Annotated in this window: 13 protein-coding genes and 2 tRNA genes; 13 read left to right on the plus strand and 2 right to left on the minus strand. The window is 70.2% G+C overall.

Translation table 11 applies throughout. The features are described from left to right. The first annotated feature begins 6 nt into the window (after positions 1 to 6). From RY94_RS15735 to RY94_RS15760, 6 genes are all read left to right on the plus strand, one after another. Positions 7 to 1,281, plus strand: a complete 1,275-nt coding sequence (locus tag RY94_RS15735) for a YibE/F family protein (protein WP_082046443.1) — start codon at positions 7 to 9, stop codon at positions 1,279 to 1,281. 200 nt (positions 1,282 to 1,481) lie between these two features. Then, a complete protein-coding gene (gene dusB, locus RY94_RS15740; protein ID WP_052274521.1) occupies positions 1,482 to 2,621 on the plus strand; it encodes a tRNA dihydrouridine synthase DusB in 1,140 nt (379 codons plus the stop codon). Between the two features lie 70 nt (positions 2,622 to 2,691). Beyond that, complete coding sequence (locus RY94_RS15745; RefSeq protein ID WP_043447362.1) at positions 2,692 to 3,975, plus strand: deoxyguanosinetriphosphate triphosphohydrolase; 1,284 nt, start codon at positions 2,692 to 2,694, stop codon at positions 3,973 to 3,975. An 85-nt stretch (positions 3,976 to 4,060) separates the two neighbouring features. Continuing rightward, the gene (dnaG, locus tag RY94_RS15750; RefSeq protein WP_043447365.1) at positions 4,061 to 6,007 is read left to right on the plus strand and encodes a DNA primase; all 1,947 of its coding nucleotides are present in this window, start codon (positions 4,061 to 4,063) and stop codon (positions 6,005 to 6,007) included. Positions 6,008 to 6,061: 54 nt separating this feature from the next. Then, positions 6,062 to 6,134: transfer RNA gene (locus RY94_RS15755), tRNA-Asn, on the plus strand. Positions 6,135 to 6,248: 114 nt separating this feature from the next. Continuing rightward, on the plus strand, positions 6,249 to 7,766 hold the full coding sequence (locus tag RY94_RS15760) for an SDR family oxidoreductase (protein WP_043447367.1): 1,518 nt from the start codon (positions 6,249 to 6,251) through the stop codon (positions 7,764 to 7,766). A 48-nt stretch (positions 7,767 to 7,814) separates the two neighbouring features. On the opposite strand, the gene RY94_RS15765 is transcribed toward RY94_RS15760, so the two are convergent. Then, positions 7,815 to 9,056, minus strand: coding sequence for a multidrug effflux MFS transporter (locus RY94_RS15765; protein WP_442853462.1), 1,242 nt, complete (start codon positions 9,054 to 9,056; stop codon positions 7,815 to 7,817). 293 nt (positions 9,057 to 9,349) lie between these two features. On the opposite strand from RY94_RS15765, the gene RY94_RS15770 reads away from it, so the two are divergent. The 7 genes from RY94_RS15770 (at position 9,350) to RY94_RS15800 (ending at position 16,151) form a co-directional block, all read left to right on the plus strand. Next, positions 9,350 to 10,786, plus strand: a complete 1,437-nt coding sequence (locus RY94_RS15770; RefSeq protein ID WP_082046445.1) for a sugar porter family MFS transporter — start codon at positions 9,350 to 9,352, stop codon at positions 10,784 to 10,786. A 157-nt stretch (positions 10,787 to 10,943) separates the two neighbouring features. Next, positions 10,944 to 11,750, plus strand: coding sequence for a phage holin family protein (locus tag RY94_RS15775; RefSeq protein ID WP_043447373.1), 807 nt, complete (start codon positions 10,944 to 10,946; stop codon positions 11,748 to 11,750). A 104-nt stretch (positions 11,751 to 11,854) separates the two neighbouring features. Next, positions 11,855 to 12,478 carry a CDP-alcohol phosphatidyltransferase family protein gene (locus RY94_RS15780; RefSeq protein WP_043447375.1) on the plus strand — a complete coding sequence of 208 codons (624 nt, stop codon included), beginning with the start codon at positions 11,855 to 11,857 and terminating at the stop codon, positions 12,476 to 12,478. Beyond that, the gene (locus RY94_RS15785) at positions 12,466 to 13,341 is read left to right on the plus strand and encodes a DMT family transporter (protein ID WP_043447378.1); all 876 of its coding nucleotides are present in this window, start codon (positions 12,466 to 12,468) and stop codon (positions 13,339 to 13,341) included. The genes RY94_RS15780 and RY94_RS15785 overlap by 13 nt, the downstream gene beginning before the upstream one ends. Positions 13,342 to 13,392: 51 nt before the next feature. After that, positions 13,393 to 14,622 (plus strand): glycosyltransferase, encoded by a 1,230-nt coding sequence (locus RY94_RS15790; protein WP_052274492.1) that lies wholly within the window; start codon positions 13,393 to 13,395, stop codon positions 14,620 to 14,622. A gap of 64 nt (positions 14,623 to 14,686) precedes the next feature. Then, positions 14,687 to 14,760: transfer RNA gene (locus RY94_RS15795), tRNA-Ile, on the plus strand. Positions 14,761 to 14,960: 200 nt separating this feature from the next. Beyond that, complete coding sequence (locus tag RY94_RS15800) at positions 14,961 to 16,151, plus strand: acyl-CoA dehydrogenase family protein (RefSeq protein WP_043447742.1); 1,191 nt, start codon at positions 14,961 to 14,963, stop codon at positions 16,149 to 16,151. Here RY94_RS15800 and RY94_RS15805 read toward each other — a convergent pair. Beyond that, positions 16,148 to 16,834, minus strand: coding sequence for a M23 family metallopeptidase (locus RY94_RS15805; RefSeq protein WP_082046446.1), 687 nt, complete (start codon positions 16,832 to 16,834; stop codon positions 16,148 to 16,150). The two genes, RY94_RS15800 and RY94_RS15805, sit on opposite strands and share 4 nt — an antisense overlap. Positions 16,835 to 17,257 lie beyond the last annotated feature (423 nt).

Here is a 17,257-nt window from a genome sequence, read left to right on the forward strand (position 1 = left end):
CCGAGGATGCCCGTGGGCCACAGCCACCAGCACACCAGCGGGAGTTCGGAGCCGTCCGCCCCCGCGATTGCCGCGCGGCGCCGGGCGAACCTCCTGCTCGCGGCCATCCTCGTGCCCCTGGGCGTGGTCACGCTCATCGCCATGATGCTCCTGTGGCCGAGCGGGGACCGCAGCTCGCTCACCGTCGCCAGTCCGTACGCGACGGCGGAGGGCGTCAGCTTCGACCGCGGCACGGTCCGCGAGGTCCGGGAGGCGGACTGCCCGTCCTCCCGGCCCACGGTCGACGCCGGCGGGACGGCGCTCACGTGCACCGTCGCCTACACGCAGCCGGCCCTCGGGGGCGCCCTCGTCCCCGTCGAGGTGACGCCCGAGCTCGCGAAGGCCGAGGCCGTCGAGCCGGGCGACGAGATCCGCTACCTCAACCTGGCGACCGTCGTGCAGGGCGGGGCGGCGCCCTACGTCTTCGTCGACTTCGTCCGGTCCGTCCCGATCGTCGCGCTCGCCGTCCTGTACGCCGTCGTCGTCATCGCCGTGGCGCGCTGGCGGGGGCTGCGGGCCATGATCGGCCTCGTGGGCGCCCTCGTGGTCCTCGCGCAGTTCATCCTGCCCGGCCTCGTCGAGGGTGCGCCGCCCCTGCTGCTGGGCCTCGTCGGCTCGATCGTCATCATGTACGGCGTCCTCTACTTCGCGCACGGCTTCTCCGCGCGCACCTCGACGGCGCTGCTCGGGACGGTCTTCGGCCTCGGCATCACGGCGGTGCTCGCGGCCTGGGCCACGGACGCCGCACACCTGACCGGCGTGGGCGACGAGAACGCGTACACGCTCGCGAACGCCTCGGACGAGCTGTCGATCTCCTCGATCATCCTGTGCGGCCTGATCATCTCCGGGCTCGGTGTCCTCAACGACGTGACGATCACGCAGTCCTCGGCGGTGTGGGAGCTGTACGAGCTCGCCCCGAACACCTCCGGGCGCCGGCTCTTCGGGTCCGCCATGAGGATCGGCCGCGACCACATCGCCTCCACCGTCTACACCATCGCCTTCGCGTACGCCGGGGCCGCGCTGCCGGTGCTGATCCTCGTCTCCCTCTACGAGAGGAACCTCATCGACACGCTCACGAGCGGCGAACTGGCCGAGGAGGTGGAGGACCCCGTGCGTGGTCAGCAGCAGCAGCTCGTCCTTCGTGCCNCGGCCGCCCTCGCCGCCGGGGGCGCGGGGACCCTCGCCCCCGGCGATCGGCTGGTGGCGCTCGGTGATCGGCGCACCCCGGAGGCGGGCGCGTGACGAACGCGTGGCGCAAGGCGGCAAAGGCGGCCAGGGCGGACAGGGCTCGTGCGGCAGGCAGCGCCGCCGGATTTGCGGGTGCTTGCGACAATGGAGGGGTGACCGCAGTACCCACCCTCCCCGTCCCCTCCGGCGATCCCGGCTACGGCGACCCCTCGGATGCTCCTCCCGACGCACCCGACGGCGCGCTCAGGCTCGATCTGCCGCCACTCACCCTCGGCCCCATCACCGTGGACACGCCGGTGATCCTCGCCCCCATGGCGGGCATCACCAACAGGGCGTTCCGCCGACTCTGCCGCGAGTACGGCGGCGGCCTGTACGTGTCCGAGATGGTGACCTCCCGCGCGCTCGTGGAGCGCAGCCCGGAGTCGATGCGCATCATCTCGCACGACGACGACGAGGCGGTCCGTTCGGTGCAGCTCTACGGCGTCGATCCGAAGACCGTCGGAGCGGCCGTCCGCCTCCTCGTCGAGGAGGACCGCGCTGACCACATCGACCTGAACTTCGGCTGCCCCGTCCCGAAGGTCACCCGCAAGGGCGGCGGCGCGGCCCTGCCGTGGAAGCTCGATCTCTTCACCGGGATCGTGCAGACCGCCGTGCGCGAGGCATCGAAGGGGAACGTCCCGCTGACCATCAAGATGCGCAAGGGCATCGACGAGGACCACCTCACCTTCCGCGAGGCCGGCAAGATCGCGCGTGACAGCGGGGTCGCCGCCGTCGCCCTCCACGGCCGCACCGCGGCGCAGTTCTACTCGGGGCAGGCCGACTGGAACGCCATCGCGGAACTGCGCGAGGCCCTGCCGGACATCCCCGTGCTAGGCAACGGCGACATCTGGAGCGCCGAGGACGCCGTCCGCATGGTGCGGCAGACCGGTGTCGACGGCGTCGTCATCGGGCGCGGCTGCCAGGGGCGGCCGTGGCTCTTCGGCGACCTGGTGAACGCCTTCGAGGGCAGCTCGTCCCGGCACCGGCCGGGCCTCGGGCAGGTCGCCGCCACGGTGTACCGCCACGCGGAGCTGCTCGTGGAGACCTTCGGCAGCGAGATGATGGGGCTGCGCGACATCCGCAAGCACATGGCCTGGTACTTCAAGGGCTACGTCGTCGGCGGGGACCTGCGCGCCAGGCTGGCCACCGTGCCCACCCTCGAGGTGCTGCGCGGGCTCCTGGACGAACTCGACAAGGACTCGCCGTACCCCGGGCAGGACGCCGAGGGGCCCCGCGGCCGCGCCGGTTCACCCAAGAGGACCGCGCTGCCCGAGCACTGGCTCGACGGCCGCGTCCTCAACGCGGCGCAGCAGGCGGACATCGCCGCGGCCGAGGTGGACGTATCCGGCGGATGACCGCCCTCCCGCAGTCCACATCGGCGCGGGCCGGCACGCACACCCTTCCCCGTTGCGCTAGAAAGGCACCATGAGCTTCCGCGATCCGTCCGTCCCCCCCGGCTACAGTGCCGCGGACACCGAGCGGTGGGTGGAGGAACCGCCCAAGGGTTCGCACCGGACCGACTTCGAACGCGACCGCGCGCGGGTGCTGCACTCGTCCGCCCTGCGCCGGCTCGGCGCGAAGACCCAGGTGGTCGCACCGGACACCGACGACTTCGTGCGGACGCGCCTCACCCACTCGCTGGAGGTCGCCCAGGTGGGCCGCGAACTCGGCAGGACCCTCGGCTGCGACCCGGACATCGTGGACACCGCGTGCCTGGCGCACGATCTCGGACACCCGCCCTTCGGGCACAACGGCGAGTCCGCGCTCAACGACCTCGCCCACGGGATCGGCGGGTTCGAGGGCAACGCCCAGACCCTGCGGCTCCTCACGCGGCTGGAGCCGAAGGTCCTCGCCCCGGGCGGCGGGCCCGCGGGGCTGAACCTCACGCGGGCCAGCCTCGACGCCGCCTGCAAGTACCCGTGGACGGCGTCGGCAGCGCCCGTCATCAGCGGCCAGCGCACCACGAAGTTCGGTGCGTACGACGACGACCTCCCGGTGTTCGCGTGGCTGCGCGACGGCGCCCCGGACGGCCGCTCGTGCCTCGAGGCGCAGGTGATGGACCTCGCGGACGACATCTCCTACTCCGTGCACGACGTCGAGGACGCGATCGTCGCCGGGCACCTGCAGCTGAAGTGGATGGACAGCGCCGACGCCCGCGCCCGCGTCGTGGGCTACACGCAGCAGTGGTACCTCCCGGGCAGCGACCCGGCCGCCGTCGACGCCGCCCTCTCCCGGCTGGAGAGGACGCCGGTGTGGGTGCGCGAGGCGGACGGCACGCGACGGTCCATGGCGGCGCTCAAGAACATGACGAGCCAGCTGATCGGCCGGTTCTGCCTGAGCGCCATGCAGTCCACGCGGTCCATCTACGGACCCGATCCGCTGACGCGCTACAACGCGGAGATGGTGGTCCCGGAGGAGACGGTCATGGAGATCGCCGTCATGAAGGGCCTGGCCACCACGTACGTCATGACCACGGACCACCGCCAGCCCCTCTACGAACGCCAGCGGGAGATCCTCGCGTCCCTCGTGGCGCAGGTCCACGCCGACGGGGACCGGCACCTCGAACCGATGTTCGCCGCGGACTGGCGGGAGGCGGAGGACGACGACGCCCGCCTGCGCGTGGTCGTCGACCAGGTCGCCTCGCTCACCGACGTGTCCGCCCTCGGCCTCCACGAACGCATCGTCGGCCCGGTCCCGGCCCTCTGGTAGGCCGTTCCCGCGCCTGCCCGGAGGGGCGCCCACCTCCGCCCGGAGGGCGGTCGGAGTGTCGCCGGGGCGGGCCTAAACTGGGGGCATGGCCGGACTCATCAAACGCGAAGACATCGATGAGGTACGCCAGCGCACGGACATCAAGGAGGTCGTCGAGGCCTACGTCACGCTGAAGTCCGCGGGTATCGGCTCGTGGAAGGGCCTGTGCCCGTTCCACGACGAGCGGTCGCCGTCCTTCCACGTGCGGCCTCAGATGGGCTCGTACCACTGCTTCGGCTGCGGCGAGGGCGGGGACGTCATCAGCTTCGTGCAGAAGCTGGACCACACCTCCTTCAGCGAGACGGTCGAGAAGCTCGCCGCGCGGATCGGCCTCGAGCTGCACTACGAGGACGGCGGGACCGGGCCGCGCCGCGAGGACGTGGGCCGGCGGCAGCGGCTCCTGGATGCGCACAAGATCGCCGCCGAGTTCTTCCGCGACCAGCTCCTCACGCCCGGCGCCGGCACGGCCCGCCAGTTCCTGCAGGATCGCGGCTTCGACCGCGACGCGGCCGCGCACTTCGGCGTCGGCTACGCACCCCAGGGCTGGGACGGACTGCTCAACCACCTCACGGGGCGCGGCTTCACGCTCGACGAGCTGAAGCTCACCGGCATGTTCAGCGCCTCCTCGAGCAACGCCGGGCGCTTCTACGACCGGTTCCGGGGGCGCCTGATCTGGCCCATCCGCGACATCACCGGGGACACCGTGGGCTTCGGTGCGCGCAAGCTCTTCGAGGACGACCAGGGGCCCAAGTACCTCAACACCCCGGAGACCTCGCTCTACAAGAAGTCCCAGGTGCTGTACGGCATCGACCTCGCCAAACGGGAGATCGCGAAGAACCGGCAGCTCGTGGTCGTCGAGGGGTACACGGACGTCATGGCCTGCCACCTGGCGGGCGTGGGCACCGCCGTCGCCACGTGCGGCACGGCGTTCGGCACGGACCACATCAAGATCGCCCGCCGGCTCCTGTCCGACGACGGCACCGGCGGCGAGGTGATCTTCACGTTCGACGGCGACGCCGCGGGCCAGAAGGCCGCGCTGCGTGCGTTCGAGGAGGACCAGCGGTTCAACTCGCAGACCTATGTGGCCGTCGAGGCCTCCGGCGCGGATCCGTGCGAACTGCGCCAGACACGGGGCGACGACGCCGTGCGGGAACTCATCGCCGACCGCCGGCCGCTGTTCGAGTTCGCCATCAAGGCGTCGTTCGCCACCTTCGACCTCTCCTCCGGTGAGGGCCAGGTCAGGGCGCTGCGCCATGCAGCCCCGATCGTCGCGCAGATCCGCGACGTGTCGCTGCGGTCCACCTATACGAGGGAGCTCTCCCGCTGGCTCGGGATGCAGTACGTGGGGGAGGACCAGGTGGCACGGGCGGTGTCCGCGGCCGCGCGCCGGGACACCTCGTCCTCGGCCGGCGGGCGTCAGCAGGGGCAGCAGGCCCACCAGTCCCGCCAGGGAGGCCAGGGCCAGTCCGGGAACGCGGCGACCGGCGGTCCCGGTGCGGTGCCGTCGGAGGAGCCGTTCTTCGAGCGGCCGGACCCCCGGGACCCGATCGCCCGCATGGAGCGGGAGGCGCTCGAGGTGGTGCTGCAGCAGCCCACGCTCCTCACGGCGCCCCAGTGGGAGAGCTTCTCCACCATGCACTTCACCGTCCCGGTCTACGAGGCGCTCCACAACGCCGTCCTCGCCGCGGGTGCGGCCGGAACGGAGCTGTCGCGCTGGGTGGAATCGGTGCGCGACGGCGTGCCGGACGTGCTGCGCCCCCTCGTGAGTGAACTGGCGGTCCGGCCGCTGCCGGCCAAGGACGCCGACGCGATGGTGAGCTACTGCCGGGACATCCTGAACCGGCTCACCGAACTGCGGATCACGCAGCAGAAGGCGGAGAAGCTGGGGCAGCTCCAGCGGATGGATCCCGCGGCCGATCCGGCCCTCTACAACCAGCTGCAGAGGGACCTGATGGAGCTCGAGATGCAGCGGCGGCAGCTCCGCGAGGAGTGAGCCCGGGCCGATTTCACTTCGCTGCCCGGGGTATGTAAAGTAGAGACCGCGCTTTCCTCCGTAGCTCAATTGGCAGAGCATTCGACTGTTAATCGAAGGGTTACTGGTTCAAGTCCAGTCGGAGGAGCAACGAAGGGCCGGTGGCCAGGGTCGAGACCCGGGCCACCGGCCCTTTCCCTTTGCCCGGGTGCACGAGGACCGCTCCCGGAAACCTGTCAGAGGGCAGGCGTAGGCTTCGGCCATGAACACTGAAGGTACTGAGGGCAAGCTCATCCTGGTCACCGGGGCCACGGGGTACATCGGCGGTCGGCTCGTGACGAAGCTGGTCGCCGAGGGCCGCCGGGTCCGCGTCATCGTCCGGTCCCCCCAGAAGCTCAAGGACGTCCCCTGGGCGGGATCCGTCGAGATCGTGGAGGGCGACCTGCAGGACCGCGAGGTCATGCGCACGGTCACCCGGGGCGTCGACACGCTCTACTACCTCGTCCATTCCATGGGGTCCGGACGGAACTTCGACCGGCGCGAGGCGGACATCGCCACCACGGTCTCCGAGGCCGCCACCGCCGCGGGGGTGCGCCGCATCGTGTACCTGGGCGGCCTCCACCCCGAGGGCGTGGAGCTGTCCACCCACATGCGCTCACGCACGCAGGTCGGCACCATCCTCCTCGAATCCGGGACGCCGACGATCGCCTTCCAGGCCGGCGTGGTCATCGGGTCGGGATCGGCGTCGTTCGAGATGATCCGCCACCTGTCCGACGTCCTCCCCGTCATGCCCGCGCCCAAGTGGGTCCTCAACCACATCGAGCCCATCGCGGTCCGCGACGTCATCCACTACCTCATCGGGGCGCTCGACCTCCCCGAGGGCCTGAACAGGACGTTCGACCTGGGGTCCCGCGAGGTGCTCACCTATGCCGAGATGATGAACCAGTACGCCGAGGCGGCCGGGCTCCCGCGCCGCAAGATCCTCGCGCTGCCGGTCCTGACGCCGCGCCTGGCCGGGCACTGGGTCAATCTCGTCACTCCCATCCCGCGGGCGATGGCCATGCCGCTCATCGAATCCCTGCAGCACGACGCCGTCACCGCCGAACACGACATCGACCAGTACATCGCCGTGCCCGAGGGCGGGCTCACGGGCTACCGTCGGGCGGTGGACCTGGCACTCGGCAAGATGCGCGGGGGAGAGGTGGAGACGAGCTGGGCCGGCGCCACGCAGGTGGACTCCGAGGCCGACCCGCTCCCCTCGGACCCGCAGTGGGCCGGCCACACGGTCTTCACCGACGTCCAGACCTACAGCTCGAGCGCCTCCCCGGAGAAGCTGTGGACCGTGGTCGAGGGGATCGGCGGCGAGAACGGCTGGTACTCGTGGCCCGTGGGCTGGGCGGCCCGCGGCTGGATGGACAAGCTCGCCGGCGGCGTGGGCCTCCGGCGTGGACGGCGGGACGCCAAGGAACTCCTCACGGGCGAGGCCCTGGACTTCTGGCGGGTGGAGGAGATCGTCCGCGGCAAGCGCCTGAGGCTCCGCGCGGAGATGAAGGTGCCCGGCAGGGCGTGGCTCGAGTTCAGGGTGGAGCCGGACGGCTCCGGCAGTTCCCTCTACCAGCGGGCGGTCTTCTTCCCGCAGGGGCTCTCCGGACGGCTGTACTGGCTGGCCGTGCTGCCCTTCCACGGTTTCATCTTCAAGTCGATGGCACGCAACATCGCGACGACGGCGGAAGGCCTGCCCTCGGACTCAGGGTCGGCGTCCGAGACCACGGCGGCCTGAGGCGGGTCCCTGCAGTGGCGCGCGGCAGTGGCGCGCGCCGACGCCGCGCTACTGCAGGGCGGGGACGGTCCTCGGCCGGACGACCGTCCAGAGGAACACCACGCCCAGGGCGATGCACGCGGCCATCACGACGGCCATGGGGGTGGCGGATTCGATGCCCTCACCCAGCAGGCCGACGAGCGGCGAGATCAGGCCCGCCGTCCCGAAGGTCACCGCACCCAGGAGGGACGCCGCCGTGCCGGCCTGCGCTCCGTTGTTGATGAGTGCCAGGACCTGGACGCACGGGAAGACGAAGCCCGTGGCCATGATGTAGAACCACAGCGGCACGGCCGTACCCCAGAAGCCGAAGCCCAGCTGGTCGAAGCCGATGATGAGGATCGCCATGGTCAGCTGGACGATCGTCGCCGTCGCGATGACCCACTGCGGGCCCACGCGCCGGAGGACGCGCGCACTGATCTGCACGCCGGCGACGATGCCGAGCGAGTTGACGGCGAACAGCAGCCCGTACTGCTGCTCGTTCAGTCCGTAGGGGCCCTGGAACAGGAAGGGCGAGGCCGAGAGGTAGGAGAAGAGCCCGGAGAAGTTCATGCCGCCGACCAGCAGGATGCCGATGAAGATGCGGTCGCTCAGGACGGTCCGGTAGCGCTGGGCGACGGTGAGGCCGGACCGGCGGCGGTTCTCCCGGGGGAGGGTCTCGACGATGAACAGCGAGACCGCGGTGATGACCAGCACGCCGTAGCCGGCGAGGAACCAGAAGATGCCGGGCCAGGGGAAGAGCAGCAGCAACTGGGAGCCGATCACCGGGGCGAAGATGGGCGCCATGCCGTTGACGAGCGCCATGTAGGACAGCATGCGGACGAGGGTGTAGCCGCCGAAGAGGTCGCGCACCATGGCCATCGCGACCACGCCGCCGCCCGCGGCTCCCATGCCCTGGAGGACGCGGAACAGCATGAGCGTGTTGATGTCCTCGGAGGACGCTGCGCCGATGGAGGCACCGACGTGCAGTGTGGTCGCGAAGATCAGGGGCAGGCGACGGCCGATCTTGTCGCTGAGCGGTCCCACGAGGAGCTGTCCGCCCGCGAAGCCGATGATCGTTCCCGTCAGCGTCAGCTGGATGGCCGCCTCGGAGACCCCGAGGTCCGACCGCAGGGCCGGGAAGGCGGGCAGGTACAGGTCGATCGTGAACGGCCCGAGGGCGGTCAGGGTGCCGAGGATGACCACGTAGATGATCTTCTCGCGGCGGGAGAGGGCGTCGCCGGGATGGGTGGTGGTGCTCACGCTGGTGCTCAAGATGCTGCCTAACGGAAAACGGTGGTGCGGCCGGGGTTCTGATCGGGTGAAGCAGGGGATGCATCGACTGCGGCGGCGGCCCGGCGACGACGGCGGAGCGGCTCGCGACGTGCAGCACGTCGTCCACGGTGGGACGATTTGGTTGCTGCGGCGAATCAACGGTGCTCCTATCGTACGACCCCCGTCAACCCTCGCGCCGTCCCCGGTCGTGGCCCGGACGGCGGATGCGCTGCTAAGCAGGCTTCGGATTGACGTAGGGTGTTGAAGGGCCGAACGAGCAGGGAGAACCAAGCATGAGCGAGCACGACGTCGACACGGAGACCACGGAGCCACCGCGGCATCTCGCACGGGTCATCGGCATCACGATGGCCGCCGCCGTCGGAGGCCTCCTGTTCGGGTTCGACACGGCCGTCATCAACGGTGCGGTCGATTCGATCCAGGCCGACTTCGGTCTGAGCGCGAGCGTACTCGGGTTCACCGTCGCCATCACGCTGCTCGGCTGCGCCGCGGGTGCCTGGTTCGCCGGGGGGCTGGCCGACCGCTGGGGGCGCAAGAAGGTGATGGTCGCGGCAGCCTTCCTGTTCGCGATCAACTCCGTCGGATCGGCCTTCGCCGTCTCCGAGTGGGACCTCATGGCCTGGCGCCTCGTCGGAGGCCTGGCGATCGGTATCGCCTCCGTCATCGTCCCCGGGTACATCGCCGAGATCGCGCCCTCGAAATGGCGCGGTGGGCTCGCCTCGGTGCAGCAGCTCGCCATCACGATCGGCATCTTCGTCGCACTGCTCTCCGACGCCTCGTTCGCCAGTGCCGCCGGCGGCGCCGGGAACGAGTTCTGGTGGGGCCTGTCCGCCTGGCGCTGGATGCTCCTGGTCGGCGTGCTCCCCGCCGTCGTCTACGGCGTCCTCGCGCTGATCATCCCCGAGTCGCCGCAGTTCCTCATCCGTGCCGACCGGGACAAGGACGCCGCCCGCATCCTGTCGCGGGTCTCGGGTGTCAGGGACACCGAGGGCAAGATCCGCCAGATCCGGGAGAGCTTCGAGCGCGAGGACCGTGCGAGCTACCGGGACCTGCGCGGTCCCGCGCTGGGGCTGCAGCCCATCCTGTGGGTCGGCATGGCCATCGCGGCGCTCCAGCAGCTCGTCGGCATCAACGCGATCTTCTACTACTCCACGACGCTGTGGAAGTCGGTGGGCTTCAGCGAGAGCGACTCCTTCACGACGTCGGTGATCACCTCGATCATCAACGTCACCATGACGTTCGTCGCCATCTTCTTCGTCGACCGCATCGGGCGCCGCAAGCTGCTGCTCGCCGGATCCATCGGCATGACGGTCGGACTGCTCGCGGCGACCCTCGCGTTCCTCCAGGCGGAGGGCACCGGCGAGGACGTCGCACTGCCCGGGGTCTGGGGCCCGGTGGCCCTCGTGGGAGCGAACCTCTTCGTCATCTTCTTCGCCGCCACCTGGGGCCCGGTCATGTGGGTCACGCTCGGCGAGATGTTCCCCAACCGCATCCGTTCGATCGCCCTCGGCGTCGCGACGATGGTCAACTGGGTCTTCAACTTCATCGTCACCCTCACCTTCCCGTGGGTCAGCGCCAACCTCGGCCTGTGGGTCATGTACGCGGCCTTCACGGTCTTCGCCGTCGTGTCCTTCGTCTTCGTCAGGACTAGGCTCCCCGAGTTCGCGGGCAGGGACCTCGAGGACAACGCCGAGCTCGCGTCGGCGCGATGACGGGCACCGGGAATGCCGGGCGAGCGGCAGTACCGCATGGGGGCGCATCGTGCTCCCGGCGACGCCGGGACCGGCGGGCGGCTGACGTGCCCGGGCCCGATGGTAATTTTGGTTCAGCGAATGTCCAGCAAGACACACACGAATGGAGGCAGGGCCTATGAACAGCTCGGCTAGTACGCGCGGCAAGCGGTCCACAGGCTCACTCTCGCTCTACGGACTGGTCAGGCTGCTCGCGCGCCTGACGCCGAGGCAGGTCAGCGACGAGGTCTCGATCGCCCTCGAGCAGATGAAGCGGAAGGGCACCAAGGCCGGCATCGCTGCCGCCTTCCTCGTCGTCGCCCTGGTCTTCGTGCTGTTCTTCGCCGTCGCGCTCGTCGTCGCGGCCATCATGGGCCTCGCCGAGATCATGCCCGCCTGGCTGGCAGCCCTGCTGGTGGCGCTGGTCTTCCTCGTCATCGGCGGCATCTTCGCACTGATCGGGGTCTCCCGCCTCAAGAAGCAGCTCCCGCTGGTGCCCGAGGACGCGATCCGCGGCATCCGCTACGACCTCGGGGTGCTCAAGGAGGGCCGCAGCTTCGACCCGGCCACCCTGGACATCAAGAAGCCCAAGGAGGAGAAGAAGCCCAAGGACGCCGACAAGGACACCCCGCCGAAGGAGCCCACGCCCTCCTACGAGGAGCTGCGCGGCCGCACCGGCGAGCGCCGGATGCACATCGCCGACGCCCGCGATTCCCTCGGTGCGCGCGTGGACGTCAAGGCACGCGTCGACAAGGCCCGGCACCGCTCGCCCCAGGGCGCGCAGACGGCCGGCAGCCCGGCCGCCGGCGACAGGACCGCGGCAGTCGCCGTCCGGCGCGACGTCCCCCTCAACACGAGCCTGGCCGACCGCTGGAAGCCGCTGAGTGTCCTCGCGGCGTCCGTCGCGGCGATGCTCGTCATGCTGCGCCGCCTGCTCAGCAAGTAACAGCGAGTCCGACCGACAGACGGCCGGTCCGCCGATCCCCGCCCGCGAGCGGGGGACGGGGGGCCGGCCGTCTGCCTGCATAATGGGACGGGGAGGCACGGGTGATGAGACTGATCGGGGCTGGAGGACGGCCGGGTGGCGATGCCACGGTGCTGACGACGGCCTGGACCCTGCCCAACCTGGTCACGATCGTCCGGTTCCTCGGAGTCCCGCTGTTCGTGTGGTTCATCACGCAGCAACGCTACGGCGCGGCCGTGATCACGCTCGTGGTGATCGGTTCCACCGACTGGGTCGACGGGTACCTCGCCCGGCGGCTCAACCAGGTGTCCGTCGTCGGGAAGTGGCTCGACCCGGTCGCCGACCGCACCGCCCTGATCGTGGTGGCGGTGACCTTCGTCGTCGACGGAATCGCCCCCGCCTGGCTTGTCTGGACCATCGTCATCCCGGACCTCATCCTCATCATCAACGCACTCGTCCTCTTCCGCGGGCCGCTGCACCTCCCCGTCATCACGGTCGGGAAGATCCGGACCGCGCTGCTGCTGGTCGGAGCGCCGCTGCTCCTGCTGCACGAGGTCGAGGGCTTCGAGCAGGACTGGATCTCCGGTCTCGCCCAGGCCCTGCTCGCCGCGGGGTGCGTCCTGCACCTCGTCGCGTTCGTGGCCTACTTCATGGCAGCACACCGCAAGTACCGGCTGGAGCGGGCCGAGCAGCAGTCGTGCCCGCCCTAGCCATCGCGCTCGCGCTGCTCGGCGCGGTCTTCCTCGCGTTCGGAGCGCAGCGCCAGGGCAGCGCCGTCCGGGCGAACACGGGCGGACTGAACCTCAGCTCGTCAGGCTTCACCCGCCTCCTCACCAACCCGCGCTGGCTGTTCGGACTCCTCCTGCTCGTCACGGGGACAGCGCTGAACGTGATCGCCCTGTCGCTCGCCAGCCTGACGGTGGTGCAGCCCATCGGGGCCATCGCGCTCGTCATCACCACGATCGTCAACTCCCGGGACCAGGGCATCCGCCTCAACCGCCCCACCGTCGCCGCGATCACCGCGTGCGTGGCGGGCAGTGCCCTCTTCGTCATCCTCGCCGTGAACGTCACCCGCGAGAACCACGCGATCGAGCCGGCCCAGGAACTGTCGGTGGTGCTCCTGCTGGCGGCCGCGGTCCTGCTGTTCGGCTCCCTGGCCGTGGTGGGCCGCCACCGCCTCAACGCCTTCGCCTACATCCTGGGGGCCGGCGTCCTCTTCGGGTTCGTCGCCGTCCTGACCAAGATCGTGGCGGGCCACCTGCTCGAGCCGAACGGCCGGTTCCTGCTCAACGTCCCGATCACCACCCTGCTGGCCCTCGCCGCCGCCGTGGCACTCGGAATCTGGTTCGTGCAGAGCGCCTACGCGACGGGCCCGCCCGACCTCGTCATCGCGGGCCTCACCGTGATCGACCCGATCGTCGGCATCGCCGTGGGCATCACCATCCTCGACGAACTCCAGCCCGATGTCCGGACGGTGACCGCGTTGGGCATGGGTGCGGCAGCCCTCGTTGCTATTGTTGGGGTCGTTGCCCTGGCCCGACACCACCCCGACGTCGTGAAGCGGCAGCGCTGATCCGCCCCATCGAAGCACCTGTCCAGCACACCGACGTAGGGATCCCCTTCCGTGAGTTACCCGGCTGATTCCAAGCCCCTGACCATCCTGATCGCCGCGGACACCTACCCGCCCAACGTGAACGGTGCGGCGCAGTTCGGCTACCGCCTGGCGAAGGGGATGTCAGGACGCGGCCACGCGGTGCACGTCCTCGCTCCGCGCCCCTCCAACGGCCCGAGCGTCACCGAGCCGGACGGCGACTGGTCCGTCCACCGCCTCCGCTCGCACAGCGTCCCCACGCACGACTACTGGCGCATCTGCTACCCCTGGGAGATCAAGCGGGACATCAGCCTGCTCTTCGACCGCGTCCAGCCCGACGTCGTCCACATCCAGTGCCACTACATGGTGGGGCAGTACGCGCTGTACGAGGCCGTGCAGCGGGGCATCCGGGTCGTGGCCACCAACCACTTCATGCCGGAGAACATCAACCCCTTCCTGCCCTTCCCCGAGTGGTTCAAGCGGATCGTGGCGAAGAACTCGTGGCGGGACATGGGCAAGGTGATGGGCAAGGCCGCCGCCGTCACCACCCCGACGCCGCTGGCCGCGAAGGCCATGCACGACCACGCCTTCCTGCGCGAGGTGCTGCCCGTCTCCAACGGCATCGATGCCGCCGCCTACGAGGTCCAGCCGGGCGAGGTCATCGAGCCGAACGAGCACCCGACCGTCCTCTTCGTGGGCCGGCTCGCCGAGGAGAAGCACATCGACGTGCTGATCGACGCCGTCGCCAGGACCCCCGAGCACCTCGACGTGCACCTCGAGATCGTGGGAGGCGGCGAGGTGAAGCCGGCCCTGCAGGCGCAGGCCGCCCGGCTCGGCATCAGCGACCGCGTGTCCTTCCGCGGCCTGATCGACGACGACGAGCTGCGCCGGAGCTACATCCGGGCCTCGCTGTTCTGCCAGCCGGGGACCGCCGAACTGCAGTCGCTCGTGACCCTCGAGGCGATGTCCGCGTCCACCCCCGTGCTGCTCGCCAACGCCATGGCGCTGCCGCACCTGGTGTCCGACGGCGAGAACGGCTACCTGTTCGAGCCGGGGAACGCCGACGAGCTCGGCAAGCGCATCACGGAGATCCTCGGCCTCTCCCGCGAGGACCAGCAGAAGATGGGGGCGGTGAGCCGCGCCATGGTGGGCAAGCACGACATCAACGCGACGCTGGAGACGTTCGAGGGCCTCTACTACGGGACCCTCTCCTCCGAGGCCCCCGCCCCCCGCGAAGCGGATCTCACCGTCCGCATACAATGAAGGCTGCGTCCGGCGCCGGGACGATCGTTCCGGCGACGGTGCACCAGGGGCCCTGCGCTCCCTGGGGGCTGTAGCTCAGCTGGTTAGAGCAGCGGACTCATAATCCGTTTGTCCTGGGTTCAAGCCCCAGCAGCCCTACGCACCCGGTCGACGACGACCCCGCGGATGCGCCGCCCTCCAGGGGCTGGCGCATCCCCCGGTCCATCGGCCGCCACCCCGTCTGCCACTGGCGCCCTAAGTTACCGGCGGGTAACATGAGGGCGTGGGCGCCTGCCCGCGCAGGATTCAGTGGTCGAGGAACAGTGCTGGTCGCCGACGACCAGAGTGAGGGGCATCCCATGAGCAAGAGGACGATCGACGTCGACAACCTCCCGTACGCCGACGGCGACTTCTTCGCCTTCGAGGAGCTGCTGTCCGACAAGGAGCGCTCCAGGCTGCAGGAGATCCGCGGCTGGCTCACCCGCGAGGTCCGCCCGCATGCGGTCGACTGGTGGAACAAGGGCGTCTTCCCCCAGGACCTCATCCCGAAGGTCGCCGAACTGGACCCGATGAGCCCGGTCTACCGCCAGGGCTACTCCAATCTCTTCGCCGGCATGACGCATGCCGAGTTCACCCGCGCCGACACCTCGTTCGCCACCTTCATGGGTGTCCACGACGGGCTGTTCACCGGTTCCATCGAGGCGCTCGCCTCGAAGGAGCAGCAGGAGGAATGGCTGCCGGACATCTACGCGATGAAGAAGATCGGCGCCTTCGGACTCACCGAACCGCTCGGCGGCTCCGACGTCGCCGGAGGAACCCGGACGACGGCGCGTCGCGACGGCGGTTCGTGGGTGCTCAACGGCGCCAAGCGGTGGATCGGCAACGCCACCTTCTCCGACTGGGTGGTCATCTACGCGCGGGACCTCGCGGACAACCAGGTCAAGGGCTTCATGGTGGACACCACCCTCCCGGGCTTCTCCTCCTCCAAGATCGAGAACAAGATCGCCCTCCGCACCGTCGAGAACGCGGACATCGTCCTCGACGACGTGGTCGTCTCCGACGACTGCCACCTGAAGGGCGCCAACAGCTTCCGCGACACCAACAAGGTCCTCAAGGTCACGCGCCTGGCCGTCGGCTGGCAGGCCGTCGGCCAGCAGCTCGCCGCCTTCGACGTCGCCCGCCGGTACGCCGTGGAGCGCGAGCAGTTCGGCCGGCCGATCGCCAGCTTCCAGCTCGTCCAGCAGCAGCTGGTGCTGATCCTGGGCAACGCCATGAGTTCCATGGGCATGATGGTGCGGCTGTCCCAGCTCGAGGACGCGGGCAAGGCGAAGGACGAGCAGTCCGCCCTCGCCAAGGCGTTCACCACGGCGCGCATGCGCGAGAGCGTCGCGGCGGGACGCAACATCCTCGGAGGCAACGGGATCGTCGTCGACTACGAGATGGCGAAGATCTTCTCCGACGCCGAGGCGATCTACTCCTACGAGGGCACGCAGGAGATCAACACCCTCGTGGCCGGCCGGTCGATCACGGGCATCGCCGCGTTCGTCTAGGCTCCACCGAGTGGCAGCAGCACCGACGGGCGCCGGTCCGTCACGAAGGACAGCGGGTCCACGTACTCGCCGTCCTCGCGGACACCCCAGTGGAGGCACGGCTGCCTGCAGTGCACCCGGCCGGGCCCGCGGGCAGGGCCGGGCGCACTGCGCGCGTCGAGCGTGGCCACCACCTGCCCCCGGGCGACGCGCACGCCCCGGGACAGCTCGGTGGAGACGGGTTCGAAGCTGCTGATCCGACCACCGCCGTGGTCGATCGACAGGACGCCCCGATCCACCACCGTTCCCGCGAAGGACACGACGCCGTCCGCCGGACTCACCACCGGGACGGGCCCGCCGGCGCCGGCGGACAGGTCGACGCCCCGGTGCCCGCGTTCCCACGTCTGCGGCGGCCTCTCGAACGGGCGCAGCACGTCGGGAACAGGCTCCAGGGGCCACGACCACTCCGGCACGAACGGTGCCGGACCGGTCCCCTCGCCGACACCCGACGTGGAGGCAGGCGCAGCAGAGGACGCGGCAGCGGAAGCAGGGGGAGGGACGTCGGCTCCGGGCAGGACGCCGAGCAGCACTGCGAGGAGGGCGACGACCACGGCGCGGACGGCATGCCCGCGGACGCCATGCCCGCGGGAACCGGCGCGACGACGCCGTGGCCGGGGTGCCGGGAGATCAGGGGGACGGGGCATGGCTCCAGTCTGGATCGCCCGTCCGCCGACGGCGCCGGCCGGCGCCCGTATGTGGACATCGTGCACGGGGAGCCGAGGGGTGCGGGCGCCCGCGGGAGGGCCGCCGGCGCCGCTGCCCGGCCGTCGTCGTCGGCCTGATCCGGCACGGCCGCTGTAGTACACTGGACACAGCAGTCTGCTGCTCCCACACCCGCGTGCCCCGGCATCGATGGCTCGTGGAATCCGCAGGCTGACTACGCGTATCTGTGATTCGGCGCCGACATACGGCGCCGAAGTGCCCACCCTGCGGTCCGGACCAGTCCGGTAGGGGAGGGCATGTCCATCCGACGACCGGGTACCAGGACGTACCGGCCACCCCGGCCGGCACCGAGACAACCGTCAACAAGCTTCAGGCGGCGCACCGCGCCCGAGCCGAAGCTGAAG

The sequence above is a fragment of the Arthrobacter sp. L77 genome (genome assembly GCF_000816565.1).
GTDB classification, from domain to species: domain Bacteria; phylum Actinomycetota; class Actinomycetes; order Actinomycetales; family Micrococcaceae; genus Arthrobacter_D; species Arthrobacter_D antioxidans.